The organism is Sorangiineae bacterium MSr11367, assembly GCA_037157805.1.
Classification (GTDB): Bacteria; Myxococcota_A; Polyangia; order Polyangiales; family Polyangiaceae; genus Pendulispora; species Pendulispora rubella.
Genome location: CP089983.1, coordinates 2,798,608 through 2,818,972 on the forward strand (window position 1 = coordinate 2,798,608; position 20,365 = coordinate 2,818,972).

At 67.4% G+C, this 20,365-nt stretch carries 14 protein-coding genes; 3 read left to right on the plus strand and 11 right to left on the minus strand.

The genetic code is table 11. From position 1 onward, the window contains the following. Nucleotides 1-18: 18 nt before the first annotated feature. Nucleotides 19-567 (minus strand): hypothetical protein, encoded by a 549-nt coding sequence (locus tag LVJ94_11230; protein WXB07803.1) that lies wholly within the window; start codon nt 565-567, stop codon nt 19-21. Then, entirely contained in the window at nt 564-5,189 is a 4,626-nt protein-coding gene (locus LVJ94_11235; GenBank protein ID WXB07804.1) for a DEAD/DEAH box helicase, read from the minus strand. Before LVJ94_11235 ends, LVJ94_11230 begins: the two co-directional genes overlap by 4 nt. 122 nt (nt 5,190-5,311) lie before the next feature. On the opposite strand from LVJ94_11235, the gene LVJ94_11240 reads away from it, so the two are divergent. Further along, nucleotides 5,312-5,698, plus strand: coding sequence for an OsmC family protein (locus tag LVJ94_11240; GenBank protein WXB07805.1), 387 nt, complete (start codon nt 5,312-5,314; stop codon nt 5,696-5,698). Between the two features lie 24 nt (nt 5,699-5,722). On the opposite strand, the gene fmt is transcribed toward LVJ94_11240, so the two are convergent. The 5 genes from fmt to LVJ94_11265 are packed head-to-tail and all read right to left on the minus strand — an operon-like array spanning nt 5,723 to nt 9,115. Continuing rightward, nucleotides 5,723-6,661 carry a methionyl-tRNA formyltransferase gene (fmt, locus tag LVJ94_11245; GenBank protein ID WXB07806.1) on the minus strand — a complete coding sequence of 313 codons (939 nt, stop codon included), beginning with the start codon at nt 6,659-6,661 and terminating at the stop codon, nt 5,723-5,725. Then, complete coding sequence (locus tag LVJ94_11250) at nt 6,661-7,443, minus strand: hypothetical protein (protein WXB07807.1); 783 nt, start codon at nt 7,441-7,443, stop codon at nt 6,661-6,663. Before LVJ94_11250 ends, fmt begins: the two co-directional genes overlap by 1 nt. Nucleotides 7,444-7,463: 20 nt before the next feature. Beyond that, on the minus strand, nt 7,464-8,057 hold the full coding sequence (locus LVJ94_11255; protein ID WXB07808.1) for a hypothetical protein: 594 nt from the start codon (nt 8,055-8,057) through the stop codon (nt 7,464-7,466). A 54-nt stretch (nt 8,058-8,111) separates the two neighbouring features. Then, nucleotides 8,112-8,471, minus strand: coding sequence for a hypothetical protein (locus LVJ94_11260; protein ID WXB07809.1), 360 nt, complete (start codon nt 8,469-8,471; stop codon nt 8,112-8,114). Next, on the minus strand, nt 8,468-9,115 hold the full coding sequence (locus LVJ94_11265) for an SCP2 sterol-binding domain-containing protein (GenBank protein ID WXB07810.1): 648 nt from the start codon (nt 9,113-9,115) through the stop codon (nt 8,468-8,470). The genes LVJ94_11260 and LVJ94_11265 overlap by 4 nt, the downstream gene beginning before the upstream one ends. Before the next feature lie 25 nt (nt 9,116-9,140). On the opposite strand from LVJ94_11265, the gene serA reads away from it, so the two are divergent. Further along, the gene (serA, locus tag LVJ94_11270; protein ID WXB07811.1) at nt 9,141-10,394 is read left to right on the plus strand and encodes a phosphoglycerate dehydrogenase; all 1,254 of its coding nucleotides are present in this window, start codon (nt 9,141-9,143) and stop codon (nt 10,392-10,394) included. Nucleotides 10,395-10,491: 97 nt separating this feature from the next. On the opposite strand, the gene LVJ94_11275 is transcribed toward serA, so the two are convergent. Next, entirely contained in the window at nt 10,492-11,874 is a 1,383-nt protein-coding gene (locus tag LVJ94_11275; GenBank protein ID WXB07812.1) for an FAD-binding oxidoreductase, read from the minus strand. A 184-nt stretch (nt 11,875-12,058) separates the two neighbouring features. Here LVJ94_11275 and serC point away from each other — a divergent pair, with 184 nt between their 5' ends. After that, nucleotides 12,059-13,159, plus strand: a complete 1,101-nt coding sequence (gene serC / locus LVJ94_11280) for a 3-phosphoserine/phosphohydroxythreonine transaminase (GenBank protein ID WXB07813.1) — start codon at nt 12,059-12,061, stop codon at nt 13,157-13,159. A 147-nt stretch (nt 13,160-13,306) separates the two neighbouring features. On the opposite strand, the gene LVJ94_11285 is transcribed toward serC, so the two are convergent. The 3 genes from LVJ94_11285 to LVJ94_11295 form a co-directional block, all read right to left on the minus strand. Beyond that, complete coding sequence (locus LVJ94_11285; GenBank protein WXB07814.1) at nt 13,307-13,525, minus strand: hypothetical protein; 219 nt, start codon at nt 13,523-13,525, stop codon at nt 13,307-13,309. A 67-nt stretch (nt 13,526-13,592) separates the two neighbouring features. Beyond that, entirely contained in the window at nt 13,593-14,759 is a 1,167-nt protein-coding gene (locus tag LVJ94_11290) for a hypothetical protein (protein WXB07815.1), read from the minus strand. 2 nt (nt 14,760-14,761) lie between these two features. Continuing rightward, nucleotides 14,762-20,308, minus strand: coding sequence for a hypothetical protein (locus tag LVJ94_11295; GenBank protein WXB07816.1), 5,547 nt, complete (start codon nt 20,306-20,308; stop codon nt 14,762-14,764). Between the last annotated feature and the right edge of the window lie 57 nt (nt 20,309-20,365).

Sequence of the window (20,365 nt, forward strand, 5' to 3'; positions counted from 1 at the left end):
CCTGAAACTAGCTTGAATCTAGCCCTGGCTCGCCGACTCGGCTGCCAAATCGGCAATGACGTCGTCGAACCAGCGGCCGACGGCTCGGCGGAAAGGCCACATCCAGCCATAGTCGGGCCCGGCGAAGCGGTCGACGATGTGCTTCCGGAGCAGTTTGGCGTGGGGGAGGCCGAAGACCTCGTAGGTGGCCCGGATGGTTTCCGCATAGGCCTCCCACTCGATGCGCGCCCGGCCGTAGGCCAAGCCGAGGGGAAAGAACGGGATCAAGTAGACGAAGGCCATGGGGATATCGCCCATACGCTTTCGCTGGCGAAGGTGGACCCGTTCGTGGCGCAACAGGATGTAGCGATCGGCGTCGCTCATCGTGTCGAAGCTGTCGGGCACCCAGAGCTTGCCGAAGAGCACCGTATGGTACTGCGTGAGGTACGTGCGCATCCGGCCCAAGGTCAACAGCACGAGGGCGTGGTGGATGGCGCGCTGCATGGTGCTGTCGCGCTTCTTCAAGATTTCGAAGGTGGGAAACTCTTCCTTCATCTCGTCGATGAAGGACTCGGCGCGTGCGGTCATGCGTCCTCCTCGCCGTCGTATTCCAGAGTGCGCCGGCGCATGAATCCGAGCCCCGTGAAGCGGAATCCGGCGCGCGTGAAGGCGCTGGCCAGGTTGCTCGTGTTCGCGGAGATGCCGTCGATGGTGGTGATGAAGAGCACCTTGCGCTGGCCGGAGTCGACCAGGCGTCCCAGCGCTTCGGCCAAGGCGCGCTCGGCGCTGCCGCGCGCGGGCTCGTGGGCCGGGAGGAAGGTCAGCAGCGAGTCGGCGCCGCGGCCGAGGTAGCCGAGCAACTTGCCGTCGCAGATGACGACCCAGGCGCCGGCGGTTCGCTTGGGGCCCCCGCGTTGGGCCTCTGCGTTCTGCCCAGGCAAACCAGGCAAACCAAGACTGGGCCACGGGAGGATGGCGCCGTAGGGGTTGGCGGGGTCGGTGGCGGCGAGGATGAAGGAGCGGGGATCGTCCTCGGGGGAGCGGAAGCTGCGCAAGCGCTCGTCGGCCCCGGGCAAGGCGAATTGTGCGGCGCCCTGGCCGGCCACGAAGTAGCCGCGGCGGATCTTGCCGGCTTCTTCCATGGCCTTGAACACGTCGTAGACCGCGGAGAAGCCGCCCGCGATGTGCTCCGCCTGCACGGCCTCGCGTGTGACCACGCCGTATCGTTCGAGCAGGGCGCGTGCGAGCGCGGTGCGTTTCGCCGTGGGCGAAGGTGGCGGGCTGGCGGCGCGCGCACTGCGCAGGGACCACCGGCCTTCCGTGCCCGGCGGTCCTCGGCGCTGCAAATCCATGGATCCGATGGCTCCGGGGCGACGGCGCGAGGATTCGGAACTGCGTGCATTCTGCAGGCTTCGCAACGGCTCCAAGGTGTCGTTGGTGACCTCGCCGGCCCAGACCATGTCCCAGAGGGCATCTTTGATCTCGCCGGGGAAGCCGCCGACTTCGCGCGCCATGTCCTTGTAGAAGACGGCGCCGCGGCGTGTGAGGAGATCGCGGATGCGCGCGTGGACCTTGCCCTCGCAGGGCTTCGACGGCAACGCGAGCAGCGGTTCGTTTTCCGCGAGGTAGAGCGCGATGCGGCCGTCGCTCTGGCTCTGGCCGGAGGCCTCGATGCCTGCCCAGGTGACCTCGCCCGATGCGCAGAGCGCGTCGAGATCCCACGGGCGGAAGCCCTCGACGCGTGCAGGGAGGATTTCACTCTCGAGCACGGAGGCCGGCAGCGGGCAGCCTTCGAGCTGCGCGACGGCTGCGAGCAGCGCCTCCGGGCCGCGGCGTCTGCGCCCCACGCCTTGCCATGCGGGGAGGAAGCGACCGAGCGCGTCGGCGTCGACCGGCTCCACCTCGCGCCGCAGCCGCGCGAGCGCCTTGCGCCGCAGGGTGCGAAGGACCTCGGCGTCGCAAAACTCGTTCGTGTCTTCGCGCCCGATGGTGAAAGCGCCTTGCACGACGCGCCCTTCGGCGATAAGGCGCTCCAAGGTGACGATGGCCACGGCGGGCCCCCAGCCGAATCGTTGGGCCACGGCCTCCGCGGTGAAAGGGCCGTGCGTGCGTGCGTAGCGCGCCACGAGATCCCCCACGGGATCGCCCACCGACTCGAGCAGCTCGAACGCGATGCCCCGCGGCAGCACGGCGCCCACGGCATCGCGCAGGCGCGGGGCGTCCTCGATGGCCGCGTAGCGCTTTTGGCCCGCGATCTCCACGGCGATCACCCGTCGCGTGGTGACCAGCTCCTCGAGCCACTCGGCGGCTGCCGAGGACCCGCTCGCGGGGCCGTCCTTGCCCACCGCTGCATCGGGGTCGAGCCGTGCGTTGACCTCGTCGAGCGTGAGATCGCCCACGGCGAGGAAGAGATCGTGCAGTCCATCGAGGTGGCGGACCGGGTAGGTGAGGTGCTGCAAGAAGCGCTCGTGCTCGCGCACCAGCTCCGGATCGAGCAGCTTGCGCAGCTCGTCGTCGCCCAGCAGCTCGCGAAGCTGCGCATGGTCGATGGTGAGCGCCTGCGCGCGCCGCTCGGCTACCGGCGCATCGTTCTCGTACATGAAGTTGCCCACGAACATGAACAGCAGCGACGCCGCGAAGGGCGAGGGGCGGTTCGTGTCGATGGTGGCAACATGCATCTTCCGCGTTTCGATGCGCCGGAGCACGTCGACGAGGCCCGGCAGGTCGAACACGTCGCGCAGGCATTCACGGTACGTCTCGAGCAAGATGGGAAAGCTCGGAAAGCGGGAGGCGACGCTCAGCAGATCGCGTGCGCGCCGGCGCTGTGCCCAGAGCGGGGTGCGCTTGCCGACTTGGCGCCGCGGAAGGAGCAGCGCCCGCGCGGCGTTTTCGCGGAAGCGCGCGGCGAAGAGGGCGCTCTGTCCGAGGGCCCCGGTGACCAATTCCTCCACGCTTTCCGACGGCGGGAGAAAGAGCTCGGTGGGCGGTGGTTCGTCGGTGCCGGTCACGCGGAAGACGATGCCGTCGTCGTTGAAGATGACGTCCGCCTCGCCGCCATGCTCCGCCCGCAGCCGTGCGATGACGCACGTGGCCCAGGGCGCGTGCACGCGCGAACCGAAGGGGCTCAAGATGGAAATGCGGAAGTCGCCCACTTCGTCCACGAACCGCTCGATGATCAAGGCGCGATCGGTGGGAACGTCGCCGGCGAAGTCGATCTGGTCGCGCACGTACTGAACGCAGCTCTGGGCGGCCGGTTCGTCGAGGCCGTGTTTCTTCACGAGGCGTGAGGCCGCGGCCTCGGGCTCCAAGCGGGCCACGGTGCGGGTCAACTCACCGATGGCATCGCCGAAGGCGCGCGAGCGGCCCGCGCGATCGCCGCGCCAGAAAGGCATCTTGCCGGGATGGCCCGCGGCGGGGGAGACGAGCACCTTCTCGGTGGTGATTTCCTCCACGCGCCACGACGAGGCGCCGAGAAGGAAGATTTCGCCCGGGCGAAGCTCGTAGACCATCTCTTCATCGAGCTCGCCCACGCGCCGGCCGGAGCCTTCGCCGTCGGCCAAGAAGACGCCGTACAACCCGCGATCCGGGATGGTGCCGGCGTTGGCGACGGCCAGGGCCTGCGCGCCCGTGCGCGCGGTGAGCTTGCCGCTCTTGCGGTCCCACGTGAGGCGCGGGCGCAGGCCGGCAAACTCGTCGGAGGGGTAGCGCCCCGAGAGCATGTCCAGCACGCCGTCGAAGGCCGAACGCGGGAGCTCGGCGAACGGCGCCGCCTTGCGCACTAGCGTGTAGAGCGCCTCGGCGGTCATGGTATCGAGCGAGACGATGGCGACGATCTGCTGCGCGAGCACGTCCAGCGGGGAACGCGGGTAGAAGGTCTCCTCGACGTCGCCCGCGCGCATGGCGGCGCTGGCCGCGGCGCACGCGAGAAGATCGGCGCGGTGCTTGGGAATGAGCACGCCGGTGGAGATGCCCTCGACATGGTGGCCTGCGCGTCCGACGCGCTGAATGCCGGAGGCAATCGACGGAGGTGCCTCGATTTGAACGACCAGGTCGACCGCGCCCATGTCGATGCCCAGTTCGAGCGACGACGTGGCGACGATGGCCGGGAGCTCGCCGTACTTGAGGCGCTCCTCGATGGCGGTGCGCTTGTCGAGTGCCAACGAGCCGTGGTGCGCGAGCGCCATCTCGGTGCCCGCGCGCTCGTTGAGGGCGGCCGCGAGGCGCTCGGCCAGGCGACGGCTGTTGACGAACACCATGGTGGAGCGATGCTGGCCGATGAGCGCGAGCAGCCGCTCGTGCACCTCGGGCCAGACCGACCGTGTCGCGCCCCCGTCCATGGCGGTCGCCCCGCCCATCTGCGGCGCCTCGACGCGCAGCTCGATGCGCTTTGGTTCGCTCGCATCGACGATGGTCACGGGGCGCGGCTTCTCACCCGCACTGAATCCGCCCAGGAGCCGCGACACCTCTTCGAGTGGGCGCTGCGTCGCGGAAAGACCGATACGTTGGATGGGGGCGCGCTTCTCTCGTGAAGCCGCGGACTGCGCGCGCAACGCCTCGAGCCGCTCGAGCGAGAGCGCGAGGTGTGCGCCCCGCTTCGTCGGTGCGAGCTGATGGATCTCGTCCAAGATCACGGTTTGGACGTCCGCCAGGATGGTGCGCGCCGCCGATGTGAGCATCAAGTAGAGCGACTCCGGCGTCGTGATGAGGATGTCCGGCGGGTGCCGTTTCATCCGCGCGCGCTCGGCCGGCGTGGTGTCGCCCGTGCGCACGACCACGGTGGGCTCGTGCACCACCGTTTCGCGCTGCCGGGCCTCTTCGAGGACGCCCGCGAGCGGGCGCTCGAGGTTCTTCTGCACGTCGACCGCGAGGGCCTTCAGCGGAGAGATGTAAAGTACACGGATGCCGCGCTGGGGCGTTCGCGTGGGCATGCGCGAAATGGTTTGCTTGCCCGACGATGGCGGCGACGGCGGGGTCGTCCACATCAGCGCATCGATGGCCCAGAGAAACGCGGCCAGCGTTTTGCCGGAGCCGGTGGGGGCCAGGAGCAAGGTGGACTCGCCCCGCGCGATGGGGCCCCAGCTCAGAGCTTGCGCACGAGTCGGCTTACCGAGCGCCCGCTCGAACCACGCGCGCACGGGCTCATGAAACGGCTCCAAGGCTGTTTCGCGGTCGTCGCGGGTGTGGACCCGGGTCGTGAGGCGCTTCGGCACGGCCGAAACATACTTGGGCCTTTGTCTCCGATGCGCCAGAGAGAACGGACGCGCTCCGCGCTTCTGGTGACGGCATGGTTGTTGGTCTTGGAGGGGCGCGGCTCGGCACCTATATTCGTGGGATGCGACCCGTGAACGTCTTCGGTGATTCGGCGAAGTTTCGACAGAACATCGAGATCGGCCCGCACCTTCTCCACGCCGACGAACCGACGGAGCTGGGCGGGGAGGACGCCGGGCCCGAGCCGCACGAGTTTCTTCTGGCCGCGCTCGGCGCTTGCACATCGATGACGGTAAAGATGTACGCGGAGCGAAAAAACTATCCCCTGACGTCCGTTCGCGTCGAGCTGCGCGGTGACAAGACGGCCGACGCCTTCATCATCCACCGAGAACTCTTCCTCGAGGGCGAGTTGTCCGAAGCCGAACGCGCCCGCTTGCTCGAAATTGCGGAAAAGTGCCCGGTGCACAAGACACTGTCGAACACGATCCGCATCGAGACGAAGCTCGGCTAACCCCGCCGAGCCCCGCGAGATCCGCTACGCGAGGACGTCGTTTTCCGCGACGCCGCGACCGAGGTACCAGTCGCTCGCGCGGACGGCTTTTCGACCTTCGAGCTGCACCGTCACGAGCTCCAAGGCGCCTTCGCCCGCGGCCACGACGACTTGCGTTTTGTCGGCCAGGATGACTGTGCCCGGGGCGGCGCCCGGTCGCGAAAAGTCGGAAACGCGCGTGGCGTGGATCTTCACCTTCTTGTCGCCCAGCATGGCGATGGCGCCGGGCCATGGATTGACGCCGCGCACGTGGTCGTGCACGCGGCGCGCAGGGAGGGTGAAGTCGATTTTGCCTTCCTCTTTCTTCAGCGGAGGGGCCAATGTTGCCTGGGCATCATCTTGCTTCTCCGGCAGAAAGTCTCCGCGGATGTAGCCCGCAAAGCTCGAACGGAGCGCGTCTGCGCCAATGCGCGCCATCCGCTCGCCGAGCTCGGCCGCGGTCTCGTTCTCGCCGACCGCGGTCGGGAACTTGGCAATCATGTTGCCGGTGTCCATGCCCTCGTCGAGTTGCATCAAGGTGATGCCCGTCTCGGTTTCCCCGGCCATGACCGCGCGCGCGATGGGGGCCGCGCCGCGGTACTTCGGCAAGAGCGACGCGTGCACGTTGAGGCACCCGAGGCGCGGGCCCGCGAGCACGTCCGACGGCAAAATGCGTCCGTAGGCAACGACCACCGCGACGTCGACGGCCTGCGCGCGCACCCACGCACCGAACGCACCGGTTCTCAATTTGGTGGGCTGCACCACGGGAATGCCCAGCTCCGTGGCGCGTACCTTCACGGGCGGCGGCGTGAGCGTGAGCCCGCGCCCCACCGGGCGATCTGGCTGGCAAACGACGCCGACGACCGTGGCCACCTCGGTGAGGGCCTCGAGGCAGGGGACCGAAAAGCCAGGGGTTCCGAAAAAGATGGTGCGTATCGTCGTCACTATTTACCAACCTCGATATCGACTTTGGGTCCGCTGAGCTCGTGATCCGTGCCCTCCATCACGTGCACGAGCGGTGTGGCAATGCGAAGTTGGTATTTGCCCGCGGGGAGCGGGCCGGCCGGTTTGCGCGGATAGCCCACCTCGACGGGGGTGCCCTTGTACTTCTCCGGCGCCCACTTCGTGCGGACGGCGTCCCATCCGAGCTTCACGCGCGCGATGCCAAAGGGGCTGATGATGACCCGCGCGGTGCTCTGCGGTGAAGGCAGCCGCTCCGTCGCGTCCTTCGGCGGGGGCGGCGGATCGCCCTTGGGCACGTCGACCCGTTTGCCCTTGGCGTCGTACGCCTCCACCGTGAAGCGGGGCACCGGGTCGATCATGAAGTCGAGCGCCAGGGGCAACTGCCCCTTGTTGGTGTAGGTGACCACCACGTCCACGTGCGAACCGGGCGTGATCTTTTTGGAGCCGAGGTTGACCTTCACCTCGAGCACCTTGGCGACTTCTTGGTACTTCGCGTCCTTGTCCGTCTCGATTTCGCAAACTTTTTGGATCAGCGCCGTGTCGAGATCGATGTCGCGTCCCGTGCACACCGCGCGGGTCGTGGTGACCTCCGGCTCCCCCTGGGGCGCGGCGGGGGCGCCCGCGTCGGCCAGCTGCGCGATGGCGGAAGATGACTCCGAGGTCGCACCGGCAGAGGATGCGGGCGGGGCCTCGTTCGAACCTCCGCAGCCGAACATGGCGACGATGCCGGACGAGAGCAGGACAGCAGTGGCGACTCGGTTCATGGCGGTCATCCTAAGTTGCGTCAGCGAATGCAGTTCTGAAATTCCTCCATGGCACGCGCTTTCATGGCGCAACTGTATTGCCCTTTGGTCAAGTCACGGAGGCACGCTTCCTTCATGCCTTTGTAGTTGGGATCCGATGCCACGGTGGATTTGATCATGTTGCGGGCGTCGTCCAGCTCCTTGCCGCTCATCCCTTTGAGCGGGGCGCCCTCGCCGGTGACCACCACGTCGATGTATCGATCCATCAACTGGTCGCATTCGGCCTTGTTGAGCGGGCCGCCGCCTTTGGCGCTGCCCTTTGGCGTGCTGCCGGAGGCCACGCTTCCCTTCGAGCCGGCTTTCGATCCACCCTTCGAGCTGCTTTTGGACGGGGTCGAGGTGGCGGGCGCGGAAGGAAAGGGCGCCTCGTCCTCCGCATCGCGTGCAGGTGCAGGGGCGGGCGTCAGAGCACCGGCCGTCACGTCCTCGCCTTTTTCCGGATCCGGACGGCGGGACTCACGTTTTTGCGACTCGGTGCCCATGGGCACCTCTTCTGTGCGGGGCGGCGGGGTGGACTTGCCGCAAGCGACGAGAAAACCAGCCACGAGGGCGATGGGCAAAAGACGCGACATCATCGCCGGACAGTTTAGCTTCTTTTTGCCCCAACCGACAGCCTGCGCGAGGTGGACCTAGTCGAGGCACGCTTCCCAGTCGTTCGGGGTTTTGGCCTGCATCGCGCAGTCGTATTCGTGGCGTCGCACCTCCGACTCGCACTTGCCTTGCACTTGGGCGAAGCTTTTCTCGCCCCTGCGGATCGCGCGCTTCATCTCGCGGGCGGCCTCGCGCTGTGCGGGGGTGAGGCGGGCGAGCTCCGGATCGGCGTCGATGGTCATGTCGATGTACCGGTCCAACATCTCCGTGCATTGTGCACGCGTTGCGGCGCGGTCGCGCAAGAGGAGGACGAGGCCGACGAGGAGGAGCACGCCGGCGGCACCGGCACCGATGGCGGTGAGGCGGCCGCGGGAGCGGTTGCGTGAACGGAGCATCATTCTCGCGCGGCTGCAGGGAAGAATGGTGCGAGCGCGAAGGCGAACTGCATGGCCACGAGCTTCTTTCCGCGCACCGCCACGTGCGAATCCGCAATGGCTTCGTCCGGCCCGAGCTTGCCGGCGAGGAGCTTCTCGAACACCGACACCCGTGTCTCGATGACCGCGTCCGAGGCGGCGTCCTTGAGCGCGTGCTTTTTGGCCCCGCCCGCCGAGATGACCAGGTTGCCTGCGCCGCCCTCGAAGTCGACCAGGCCGAGCTCGATCTTGCCGGTGGCCTGGGAGAGGCGTTTCAGTACCCGCGGATCGGTGATGAGCTTGACACCTTGGGCCGGCTCGAAGGTTGGGGCAAAGCGGCGTGGGCCGCTCCAATCCTCCAGGAAAAAAGCCAGCGCGGCGTATTCTCCGGCGATCCACAAGTGGGCCTGGACGTCGGCCGACGCGTCGCCCTGTTTCACGGAGATTTCGCGCCCGCGAATCGTGTACGCGTAACGCGTGCTGTCCGTGCCGGGGCCTTCCATCCGAATGGCGACGACGTACTCGCCTGCGCTCGGGTCCGCCGGAACGAGGCGGCGGTGGGCCTCGGGCAAGACGTCTTCGAAGAACGACTCGACGCTCGTGCCGGCGGGAAGGTTTTGAGGTAACATCGCGCTCCTTCCATAGCGCTCTCTCATGCCCTCCGACCAGCCATTGCTCGCCACCAATCCGTTTTCTGGTTCGAAAGAACCCCTCCGCATTCTGCTCTGCGAAAACGTTCATTCGAGTTCGCACGAAGCCTTCTCCGCAGCCGGCCTGCAGATCGAGAGCATTTCCTATGCTCCCACTGAGGAAGAGCTGCGTGAACGTCTGCGCGACGTGCACGTCTTGGGCATCCGTAGCAAGACGCACGTGCGCTCCTCGACCTTGGCGTACGCCGACAAGCTGCTCTCCATCGGATGCTTTTGCATCGGCACCAACCAGGTCGACCTGGCGGATGCGAATCGCCGGGGCCTACCGGTGTTCAACGCGCCGTTCAGCAACACGCGCAGCGTGGCCGAGATGATCTTGGCGGAGGTGGTCATGCTGGCCCGCCAGCTCGGCGACCGTTCGCGCGAGGTGCACGAGGGCCGGTGGCGCAAGGTTTCCAGCGGCTGCTACGAGGTGCGCGGCAAGACGCTCGGCATCGTGGGCTATGGCCATATCGGCACCCAAGTGAGCATTCTGGCCGAGGCCTTCGGCATGCGCGTCCTCTATTACGATATTGCAACGAAGCTGCCCATCGGCAACGCGCGCTCCGTGGCATCGTTGGCGGAGCTGCTGGCGAACTCGGATTACGTGACCTTGCACGTGCCGGCCACGCGCGACACGACGAAGATGATCGGCGCCAGCGAGCTCGCGGGTATGAAGCGCGGCGGGTATCTGCTGAACGCCAGCCGCGGGCAAGTGGTGGACATCGGCGCGCTCGCCGCGTCGATTCGCGACAAGCACCTCGGCGGCGCCGCGGTGGACGTGTACCCCGAGGAGCCCGAGTCCAACGGCGACCAATTCGCCAGCGAATTGCGCGGCCTCCCCAACGTGATCCTCACGCCGCACGTCGGCGGGTCCACGGAGGAAGCGCAGGAGTCCATCGGGCGCGAGGTCTCCATTGCGTTGACCAAGTTCGTCACCGCGGGAACCACCACGGGCTCGGTGAATTTTCCGACCGTCGAGCTTCCGCAAGTCGGCGGCACCCACCGCGTCCTCAACGTGCACCGCAACGTGCCCGGCGTTCTGCGCGACATCAACCGCATCGTGTCGGACCGCAACGCGAACATCCACAGCCAGGTCCTCTCGACCGATGCCAACATCGGTTACCTGATCATGGACCTCGACCAAGACGTCTCCGCCGACGTGTGCCGCGACGTGGCCGCATTGTCCACGAACATCCGCACGCGCATCAGCAATTAGAGATCAACCGCCAAGGACGCCAAGGACGTTGATGGGGGAGTGTCGAAGAACACTCCCCTAAATCCTTTGGCGTTCTTGGCGTCTTGGCGGTTCAAAACTAATCGATGACCTTGCCCGGGTTCAGAATGCCCTTGGGGTCGAAGACGCCTTTGATACCGCGCAGGAGGGCCATTTCTTCGGGGGAGCGGGTGAAGTGGAGGTAGTCCTTTTTCAAGAGGCCAATCCCGTGTTCGGCGGAGATGCTGCCCCGGTGGGCGCGTACGACGGCGAACAGGTCGAGGTCGCGCTTTTTGGCGTCGCGTAGGAATTCCTCTTTGGAGACGGCGTCGGGTTTCATCACGTTGACGTGCAAGTTGCCGTCGCCGATGTGGCCGAAGAGGCATATCTCCAAACCGGGATAGCGCGCGGTGAAGACGCGCTCGAACTCGGCGCAGAACGACTCCAGGGAGGCGATGGGGAGGGCTACGTCGTTCTTGTGCGGTAGCCCGGTGGCGGAAAGGCTCTCGCTGATGCCCTCGCGCAGTTGCCAGAGGGCGGCGGCCTCCGAGGAATGCTGCGCCAACGTTCCGTCGGTCACGAGGCCGCGCTCGAAGAGGGAGGAGAGCCAAGGTTCGAGCGCGTCGGTGCTGGGCGCGCCCTCCAGCTCGAGCAACACGTAGAACGGGCTCGGGGTGCCGAAGGGCGGCCGCACGGCGCGGTGGCGCGTAAGGCGCTCGAGGCACGGCTGCGTGAAGAACTCGTACGCTGAGATGAGGTACGGCGTCTGCTTCACCTCGCGAAAGAGGTGAAGCACGGCGGCCAGGTCGTCGACGGCGAAGAGGAACACGTCGAGCTTCCCGGGGCGGCGCGAAAGCTTCAACGTCGCCTCGGTGATGACGCCGAGGGTGCCTTCGCTGCCGATGAAGAGCTGCCTCAGGTCGGCGCCCGTGTTGTTCTTTTCCAGCGCGCCGCCCAACTCGAGCACCTGCCCATTGGCCAGGACGACCTGGAGGCCGAGCACCCATTGGCGGGTGAGGCCATATCGGATCACTTTGACGCCGCCGGCGTTGGTCGCGATGTTGCCACCCACCTGGCTCGAGCCCTTGGACGCGAAGTCGACGGGCCACGTCAGCCCGTGCGGCTCGCAGTGGGCATGCACCGCCTCGGTGATCGCGCCGGCCTGCACGCGCACGGTGTTGCCCACCGTATCGACCGGATCCATGCGGCGCATGCGCGCGAGCGACAGCACGAGTTCCCCTTTGGCGGCGACGGCGCCGCCCGAGAGGCCGGTGCGTCCGCCGGAGGGGACCACGGGGAGGCCGTGTTCATTGCAGAATGCAAGTATCGCGGAGACGTCCTCCGTGGTGCGCGGGAGCGCGAGCGCAGAGGGATCCGGCGCATGGACCCGCGTAAAATCGCGGCCGTACTCCATGAGCTCCGCGCGATCGCGGGTGACGATGCCGGGAAAGCGTTGCTCGAGCTCGCTCCAAAGATCGGACATGGCGCGCATGATAGCGCTCTCTCTCGTTCCCCCTTAGCTTTACTGCGAGAGGTCACGTTCCGAATCGACTAGCGGCGAATGTAGGGCGCCGGCCTCGCCGGGATTGTTTGCTGCCGCGGTTCGACTTGAGCGACGAGCTAGATTCGAAACGTAAATTTTCCACAGTGGCGTTAGCATCGCGTTCATGGAACGCGCCATCAACTTCAATGCTGGTCCCGCCGCCCTTCCACTAGCCGCGCTGGAGCGCGCCCGCGACGAGTTGCTCGACTTCGCCGGCACCGGCATGAGCGTGATGGAGCACAGTCACCGCGGCAAAGACTACGAACGGGTCCACGATGAGGCTATCGGGCTATTGCGCGAGACGGCCGGCATTGGCGACGACACCGAGGTGCTCTTCATCCAGGGCGGTGCGTCGCAGCAGTTTGCTCAGATACCGCTGAACTTTTTGCCCGATGGCGGTTCGGCCGACTACGTCGTTCATGGCGCGTGGGGCGAGAAGGCGTTGTCCGAGGCGCAAGCGGCCACGAAGTGGTCCGGCGGCAAGGTGCGCGTGGCGGCGACCACGGCGCAGGGCAAGCAGTACACGCGCGTGCCGTCGCCCTCCGAGCTCCAGCTGGATCCGAAGGCGGCCTACGTGCACCTGACGAGCAACGAGACCATCCACGGCGTGCAGTTCCACGACTTCCCCGAGACGGGGAAGGTGCCGCTCGTCTGTGACATGTCGAGCGATTTTCTATGGCGAAAGACCGACCTCTCGCGCTTCTCGTTCGTCTATGCGGGCGCGCAGAAGAACGTGGGCCCTTCGGGCATCGTCATCGTGCTCGCCAAGAAGGACTTCATCGCGCAGGGCCGCAAGGATCTGCCCAAGATTTTCCAATACCGCACGGTGGCGGAGAACAACTCGCTCTACAACACGCCGCCGACGTTCGCGATTTACCTGATTCGCAACGTCCTCCTCTGGATCAAGGAGAGCGGCGGGCTTTCGCACGTGGAGGCGCAGAATCGGAAGAAGGCCGCGTTGATTTACGGCGTCCTCGACGAGAACGCGGGCTTCTACGCGGCGCCCGTGGAGAAGGCGAGCCGCTCGACGATGAACATCGTCTTCCGTCTTCCGTCCGAGGAGCACGAGACGCGCTTCCTCGCGGAGGCCAAGAAGCTTCGCATGGTCGGCCTCAAAGGCCACCGCTCCGTGGGCGGCATCCGCGCTTCGCTCTACAACGCCGTCAGCCTGGAATGGACAACCGCGCTGGCCGACTTCATGCGCGACTTCGCCAAGCGCGGCTAAGACCAAGAAAAGAAATTCACAGGAAGACGGGAAGACGGGAAGGAATGAGAATTGTTTTGGGGATTCCAGTTGGCCCAGTGGGCTGAATTGGAAACCTCAAAACCTTCCCGTCTTCCCGTCTTCCTGTGAATTCTCTTCTTTAGTTTTTCACTTCTTCTTCGGGGTCGTTGCCGCTTTGACGGCGCGCTCGATGGCGTCGGCGAGGTCGGCGGGGACGGCGTCGCCGCGGCCCCATTGATCGGCCTTGACCAACGTCGTCTGGGCAGCGCGCGCGACCTTGGCGCGGCGGCCGCGTCCGAGGGTGCGGAACGCGTTCTGCGAATCGGTGGTGGGGGCGTGGACGGACGGCTGAAGGAATCCTCGCATTGGGCAAATCTCCTGAAAGGGGATGGGGTATACAGCCCCCTCCGGCAAAAGTCGATGGCTGTTGCTCTCAGCGCAACGTGAAGGAACAGTCCGCCGACGGCTTTACGTCGAGACGATTTTCGGCCGGGTTGGACGCGTCGAACACCAGACTGCCCGTGAGCACCACGGTCCCCGTGACGGCTGTGGTTTTTCGCTGAAGAATGGCTCCAATGAGCCCGGGCTGCGCCGCCTGAGAGGCGAAATCTCCGCAGGGGATGGGCTCGCTGTCGAAGGCGAAATCCAAGCGTGGCGCGAGCCCCGAGCGCACGTTCCCACGCAGGCTCCCGCCAAAGGGGCCCACTTGGAAGACGCCATCGCGAACGGCCAGCGATTCGCCTTGGCCTTTCCACTTTCCGCCGACCTTCACATCGATCGGGTTGGGGAAGGGCCCCACGTGCGCTCCCCAGCTTTGAAAGAGCATCGCCCCCGCGGACTCCCCGTTCGTCGACATCGAGCTCGCGTCGACCTCGATCTCGGGATCCTCGTCCGCCGCCAACCCGAAGGCCGAGAACGGCAGCCCCAGCGCGCGCAGGTGCGTGCGCGGCGCGTTGATGTCCAGGTTCGTCGCGGAAGGCGTCTGCCCGATGGAGACTTGGGGCACCTCCGGCTTGGACGGATCCATCGCGATGCGCGTCGTCAGCATCTCGCGCTCACGGTCCACGACGACCTTCCACGGCCCGAACGGGCTCGCACCCAAGGTCCCGGTGACCTTGTCCGCGCGCAGGTGCGTCTCGTCGCCGATTTCTGCGGTGGCGCCTGCGACTTCGAGCGAGGTGCTCTCCCCCGCGAAGCGCGCGAGGTGCACCAGCGCGTCTTTGAAGACGATGCGCTGCAGGTCGTTTTCGATGGCCGTGCCCGTCGCGCGCTGCGCCTCGAGCTGCGGCAGCGCGGCGAGAAGATCGGGAATGCTCACGTCGAGTCCCTGCAAGGTGAGCTCGCGCGGCGAAAGCCCGGATAGCTCGACGTTCGCCTCTTTCGCATGCGCCACCGCGCCCGGCACCTTGTCGAGGCGCGCCTCCAGATCGAAGAAGCGCACGCCCGAACCGGTGAGCCGCGCCTTGGCGATGGTGAACGTCACCCCGCGGGCCTTCGCATCGGAGATGGCCCGCCGGCGCGCAATCTCCGGCACCGCGAAGAACACCGCGAGGATGGCCACCGCCACCACGGCCCCGACGACGAGGATCGCTCGGCGCATGGTCACGTCGTCCAGGTCGTTCCGATGCGGCGACGCAATCCCATGGCCTCGCCGGAAAGAAAGAAGCGCGCCACGTCGCCGGCAAAAGGATGCTCGAGCACCGCGCCCAGGGCGGGTACGCCGAGGCGCTCCGTCGCATGGCCCAGCGTCGGGTCGATCGAGGCGATTTCCTCGATGGTCGAGAGCAGATCGCCGGTGACGAGGGCTGCCGCGCGCATCTCCGCGCGGGCGAGCGCGCTGATGAATCCGTCGATGGGCAGCGGCCGCCCCTGCGGCGCGGCCAAATGCGGCATGAGCTCCTCGAGCAGCTTCTTTTGCTTTCGCGAGATCGCGCGGGCCACGTTGGGCTCGTACTGTGCCACGAGCTTCTGCGAAAGGACGTCGAGATCGTCCGCACCGTAGCCGTGCACCACCTGCCGCGCGCAGGCGATGAGCAATCCCTCGATGTGCGGCGGCGGAAGCTCCTCGAGCCAGGGCACACCCAGCGACGCCCGCGTGAGTGCGCGCGCAATCGAGGCGAGCTGCGCCGGCTCGGGCATCTCCGAGAGATGCCGCGGCACCACGATCCACAGGGTGTCTTGCGCGAGAATGCGCGTGCGCGTCACCGTGCGCGAGATCACCAGCTCCAGGTCTTCCAGGCCCAACATGCGCAGCACCCGGTCGAACAGGGCCCGCGTCGGGTGCCCGCTGCGTGAGCCGATGCGGTCGCGGCTGGTGATGCCCAGCTCGGTCAGATCGGAGCGCAGGATCTTCGACTCGATGCCGGCGACCGCGGCCGCGACCTCGAGCAGCACGTGACGGCCCTCGGGCGGGAGCACGTTGGTCACCAGGGTCGGCCGATCGAGCTGCGCATCGAGGCCCTCGACCTGCACGAGGCGCCGCGAACGCAGCCACCCATGCCGGCCTTCGTCGACGTCGCCGGCGACGGCCCGCAGCTCGCTCACCACGAGCGCCTCCTCCATGCGCCGCTCGTTCTGCAGGACGCGCTCGAGCAGGGCGAGCAGCGCCTGCGGCTCGTTCACGCCCAAAAGCGGCGTGGACGATGGCAGCACCATGCCGAGAAGCTGCCGCGCGGCGTCTTCGTTCGCGTTGGCGCGCGCGTAGGCCCGCCCGAGCTCGAAGCGCGTCTCGAAGATGGCGGGCGAGGACGGATTGAGCTGCACCGCGCTCTGCAGATGGCCAATGCCCTCGCGCAGCCGCCCCAGCGACTCGATTTCCAAGTGCCCCAAGGTCGCGTACCACCGCGCGTCCACATTGCCGAGCTGCTGACCGCGCGCGATGACCGCGAGCAGTGCCCGCGCGAACGCCGCGTGATCGTGCCCCGTCGACGTGCGGAAGTGCGCCGACAGCCGCGCGAAGGCCATCATGCTCGTGGGCGTGCGTGCCACGGCTTCGACCAGTGCGCGCTCCACCGCGGCGGGATCGCCGAGCCGCATGCGAAGGTCGGCCAGCTTGAGCAGCAGCTCGCAACACTGCTCTGGATCCTCCTCCACGCGCGAGAGCCGCTCGACCAGATCGGCCACCTCGGCGCGCGTCTCGTCGTCCATGACGCTGGCCGGATCGACCGCGACCCCCGTTTCCAAATCGGGCGGCGGCGTATGCTGCGCGGTGATGTGGCGCAGCACGCCGCGAAGCGCCCGCGCATTCAGCGCATCGATTTCCAGCGCCTTGCGCAGCGCGCGCTCCGAATCGTGCGGACGCTGCAGCACGTGCTCGTAGATGCTCGAGAGCGAGAACAGCGCGGTGAGACGCGGCGCCGCCTCCGTGCCGCGCGTCACCACGGCTTCGAGTGCGTCCACCGCTTCGGGCCACGTGCGCTGGGCCACGCACAACTCGGCCAGCGTGAGCAGCGACGGAATGTGGTTCGGCGCCGCCTCGCGCACCCGCCGCATGGCGTTGATGGCCAGCGGCAGATCCGCGAGCTTGTCGCGCGCGACCCGGGCAATCTCGGCGCCCAGGAGCACGATGGCATCCACCGAGCGCGCCCGTTTGAGGGCGGTGCGGAAGACCTCGACGATTTGCTCGGACTGATTCATCTCGCGCCGCACATTGGCCAGACGGCTTGCCGCCGTGACGCTGTCCGGGCTTGCCGTCAGCGCTTTTTCCAGCAGATCGGCCGCGCGCACGCAGCGATGCTCGGGGGAGCCGAGCACGCCCTCGGCCATGGGGCCGAGCAAAAGATCCGCCGCGTCCACCAAGTACCGTGAACGCGCCACGGGCACGCTGGCCAGATCGGCCAGAGAGATCGCCGCCATCACGGCAGCCTCCACGTTGGACAACCGCGGCGCGATGCGCGCGATGCCCGTGGCCGCGGCCACGCTGAGCGTATCGGCGAGCAGGATCGACAGGTACCGATCGAGCGACTCCTTGAGCAGCGCCTGCTGCGCCGCATCGTTCACGCCTTCGACGACCACGGTGGCCCCGCCCGAATCGCTCGCGGCATTCTCCAGGAGCATCGCGAGCTTCAATTGCACCGAGCGCCGCGTTCCCTCGTCCGACGCGAGGGCATGCAGCGCACGCAGGGCCGTCAGCGCCACCTTGCGCGCGCGCCGATCGCCCTTTCGCGCACTGGGAAGTTCACGCCGCTCGGTCGCGTAGAGCGCGCCCGGTTCGGTGGGGTCGAGGTGCAAAATGCGCTGGTAGGTGTGTAGGGGATCTCCGCCCGCCTTTTGCCATTCCTCCAAGCTGGACAGCTGCCAGAGGGCCCCGAGGCGCGCACGAATGTCGGAAAAGACCTCGCCCTGTTGCGAGAGCACGAGTGCGAGCCGCGCCCAATCATTGGTGCGCCGCGAGACGCCCTCCATGGTGCGCAGCGCGGGGATGTGGTGCTTGTCGTATTCGAGCACCGCCTCGAGCAGCCGCGTCGCCGTGGGGATGTCGCGTCCCGTTCGCAGATAGAGCTGGGCGAGCGAGAACGAAAGGCGCACCGCCGATGCGGTGGTCATCTTCGTCTCCAGCCGTTTGAGCTGCAGGTTCAGCACGTTGTTCGTGCCGAAGGAAAGCGGCTTGCCCTTCGCCGCCATGGACACTGCATGCCGCATGAGAACGCGCTCCAGGCGCTCGGCAATGAGCTCGTCCTCCGGCGTCTCGGACAGCGCGCGCGCGTACGTGGCCGCTGCGCGCTCGTCGTTGCCCAGGCGGTGCTCGTCGATCTCGGCGGCGCGCACCAGGTAGCGCGCGCGATCTTCCAGGCCCGAGCAGTCGTTGGCCAAGGTCTCCATGGCGTCGCGCAGCATCACGTGATCGCCCGCCGCCTCCAGCATGCGCACGATCTCGTCCGGCGGAACGGGATGGTTCGGATCGATGGCCCGCGCCGCGGTGAGCGACACCATCGCCTCCTTGGGCGAGCGCAGGCGCAGCTCTTGGATCTGCGCCAGCTCGAGCCAGTAATTCAGCTGGTCCTTCGGCGCCTTCGCAATCTGGATGCGCGCCTTGAGCGACGACGCCGCGCGCTCCCAGCGCCCGGCCTCCGCGTGAAACTGCGTTTCCAGCGCGCGCGCGGCTTCGTTCGCCGGATCCATCGCGAGCACTTCGTCGAGCAGCGACAGCGCCCGCTCGCGCTCGACCCGCGCGAGCACGTCGATGGCACGCACGCGCAGGGCCATGGCTTCACCGCGCTCGCTCGAAAGGCGCGCCTCGTCGAGCAGCGCCCGCGACAGCGCGCGGTCATCGCCAATCTTCGTCGCCGTGCGCGCCAGCCCGAGAACGGCGCCGCGCCGGTCCGGCTCGAGGCGCAGAATCTGCTCGTACGTGCGCGCCGCGCGGCGCACGTCACCGAGCAGCTCCTCGCACAAGAGCGCAATCTTCTCCAAGCTGGCCACCTTGCGGCTCGGATCGGACGTCAGCTCCGACGCCTGCGCGTACAAGTCGATGACCGCGCGCGCCTCGCGGTCCGTCTTTTCCGACGTCGCGGGAGCAAGAAGGCGCGCGAGCGCCTCCAGCACCTCGGGATGGCCCGGGGCCACGACCCATGCCGCGCGCAGGTGTTCCACCGCGGCACCCGGCTTCGCCAGCTCGTGCTCGGCGATTTGCGCAGCCTTCATCAGCGCGCGTGCGCGTTTGGCGTTGTCTTCGGCTTTTGCGGCCTCGTTCACCCAAAGTTCGACGCGTCGCTCGTGCAGGCTCGAGGCGGAGAGAAGTCGGTCCAACGTCTCGTGCAACGTGAGATCGCGCGGCTCGATGGCCAGCGCGGCCTGCGTGTGCTCGATGGCCGACCCGATTTCGCCGAGCTGCTCGTCGATGCGCGCCAGCATGCGGAGCTCGTGCGTGAGCACCAGCGGATCCGCCAAAAAGCGCAATCGCGCGCGCCGGGCATGGGCCACCTCGGCCCACTCGTTGAAGTGCTCGTGCAGCCGCACCAACTCGTCAAGCACGCGTCGGTCGACGCTGTTCGTCGTCGGCGCACGCGCGGCGGCGCGCCCCAGAAAGGCGATGGCGCGCTCCGCCTCGCCCAGCCGCTGGTACGCGATGCACGCGGCATCGAGCTCCAGCCGCGCCGCGCGGTTCGGATCGGTCTCGAGCTCCGCCTCCTCCTGTAGCAACAGGCAGAGCGCCGCCGGGTCGTCGTGCGAGGCCACGTGGCGCACGGCCTCGTCGCGGACCGGCCCCACGCTCGAGTCGAGGGCCACCGCACGCTCCAACGCGGCCCGCGCCTCCTCCGACTTGTACAGCTTGAACTCGAGGATCTGCGCCCGCTCCGCGTGGAGCCACGCCGCGAGCTTCGGCTCCGCGACGTACGCATCGGCCATGCTGGCCAGGTGCCGCGCCAGCGCGCCGTACGCCTCTGCGTAGCCGCTCGGATCCTCCGAGGCGCGGCTGTTGGCCGCGTAGGCGCGCGTGGCCAGATCCGACTCGAGGCCCTTGAGCGCGGCGGGGTGGTGTGGCGCCCGCGTGCGCGCCTGCTCCCAGATGGAGCGAACGAAGTCGGGGCTCTCGCCGCGGGCGTCCAGGAGGCGCGCCTTCTCGACGAGCAGCTCGATGGTCGAGCCTTCCTCCGTCGATGCCGCGAGCTCGTGTTCGAGGTGCTCGAGCATCGCGGGGAGCGCCCCGCGTCCGTGACACTTCCGCCGCAAGATCGCATGCGCCGCCGCAAGCCGCGGGTTCACCCGCAGCGCGGCCTGGGCGCTCGCAATGACCTGTACGTCGTCGCCGAGCAGGATCTCGTAGGCCACCGCGAGCTCGATGTACGCGCGCGCCAGCCCGACCTTGTCGGCCTCGGTCTGGAGGATCTCGATGCGCGCACGCAGCAGCTCGATGAGCCCTTCGGGGTGCGCGGCATCCTGCGCGGCGCGCCGGGCCACCGTCCGTTGCGTCAGATCGGGATTCGACGCGTGCGTTCCATTTTCGAGGCCCGGCGGACGCGCCGGTGCGAGCTCGAAGGGCGCGGGCAGCACGATGGCCATCTTTCGTGGCGCTGCATCGGGCTCGTGCCGATCCATCGGCAGTGCTGCTGCCCGCAGCACATGCACTTCGCGGTCGATGTCCCACGCCTCGTTCGCCGTCGTTGCGAGGAGATGGTCAATGGAAGAGACGCCACTTACAGAGTCCACGGATCGTTGCAACCTTCACGCTGGCACGAAAGGCCTCATCGTTGCACGATTTCGTCT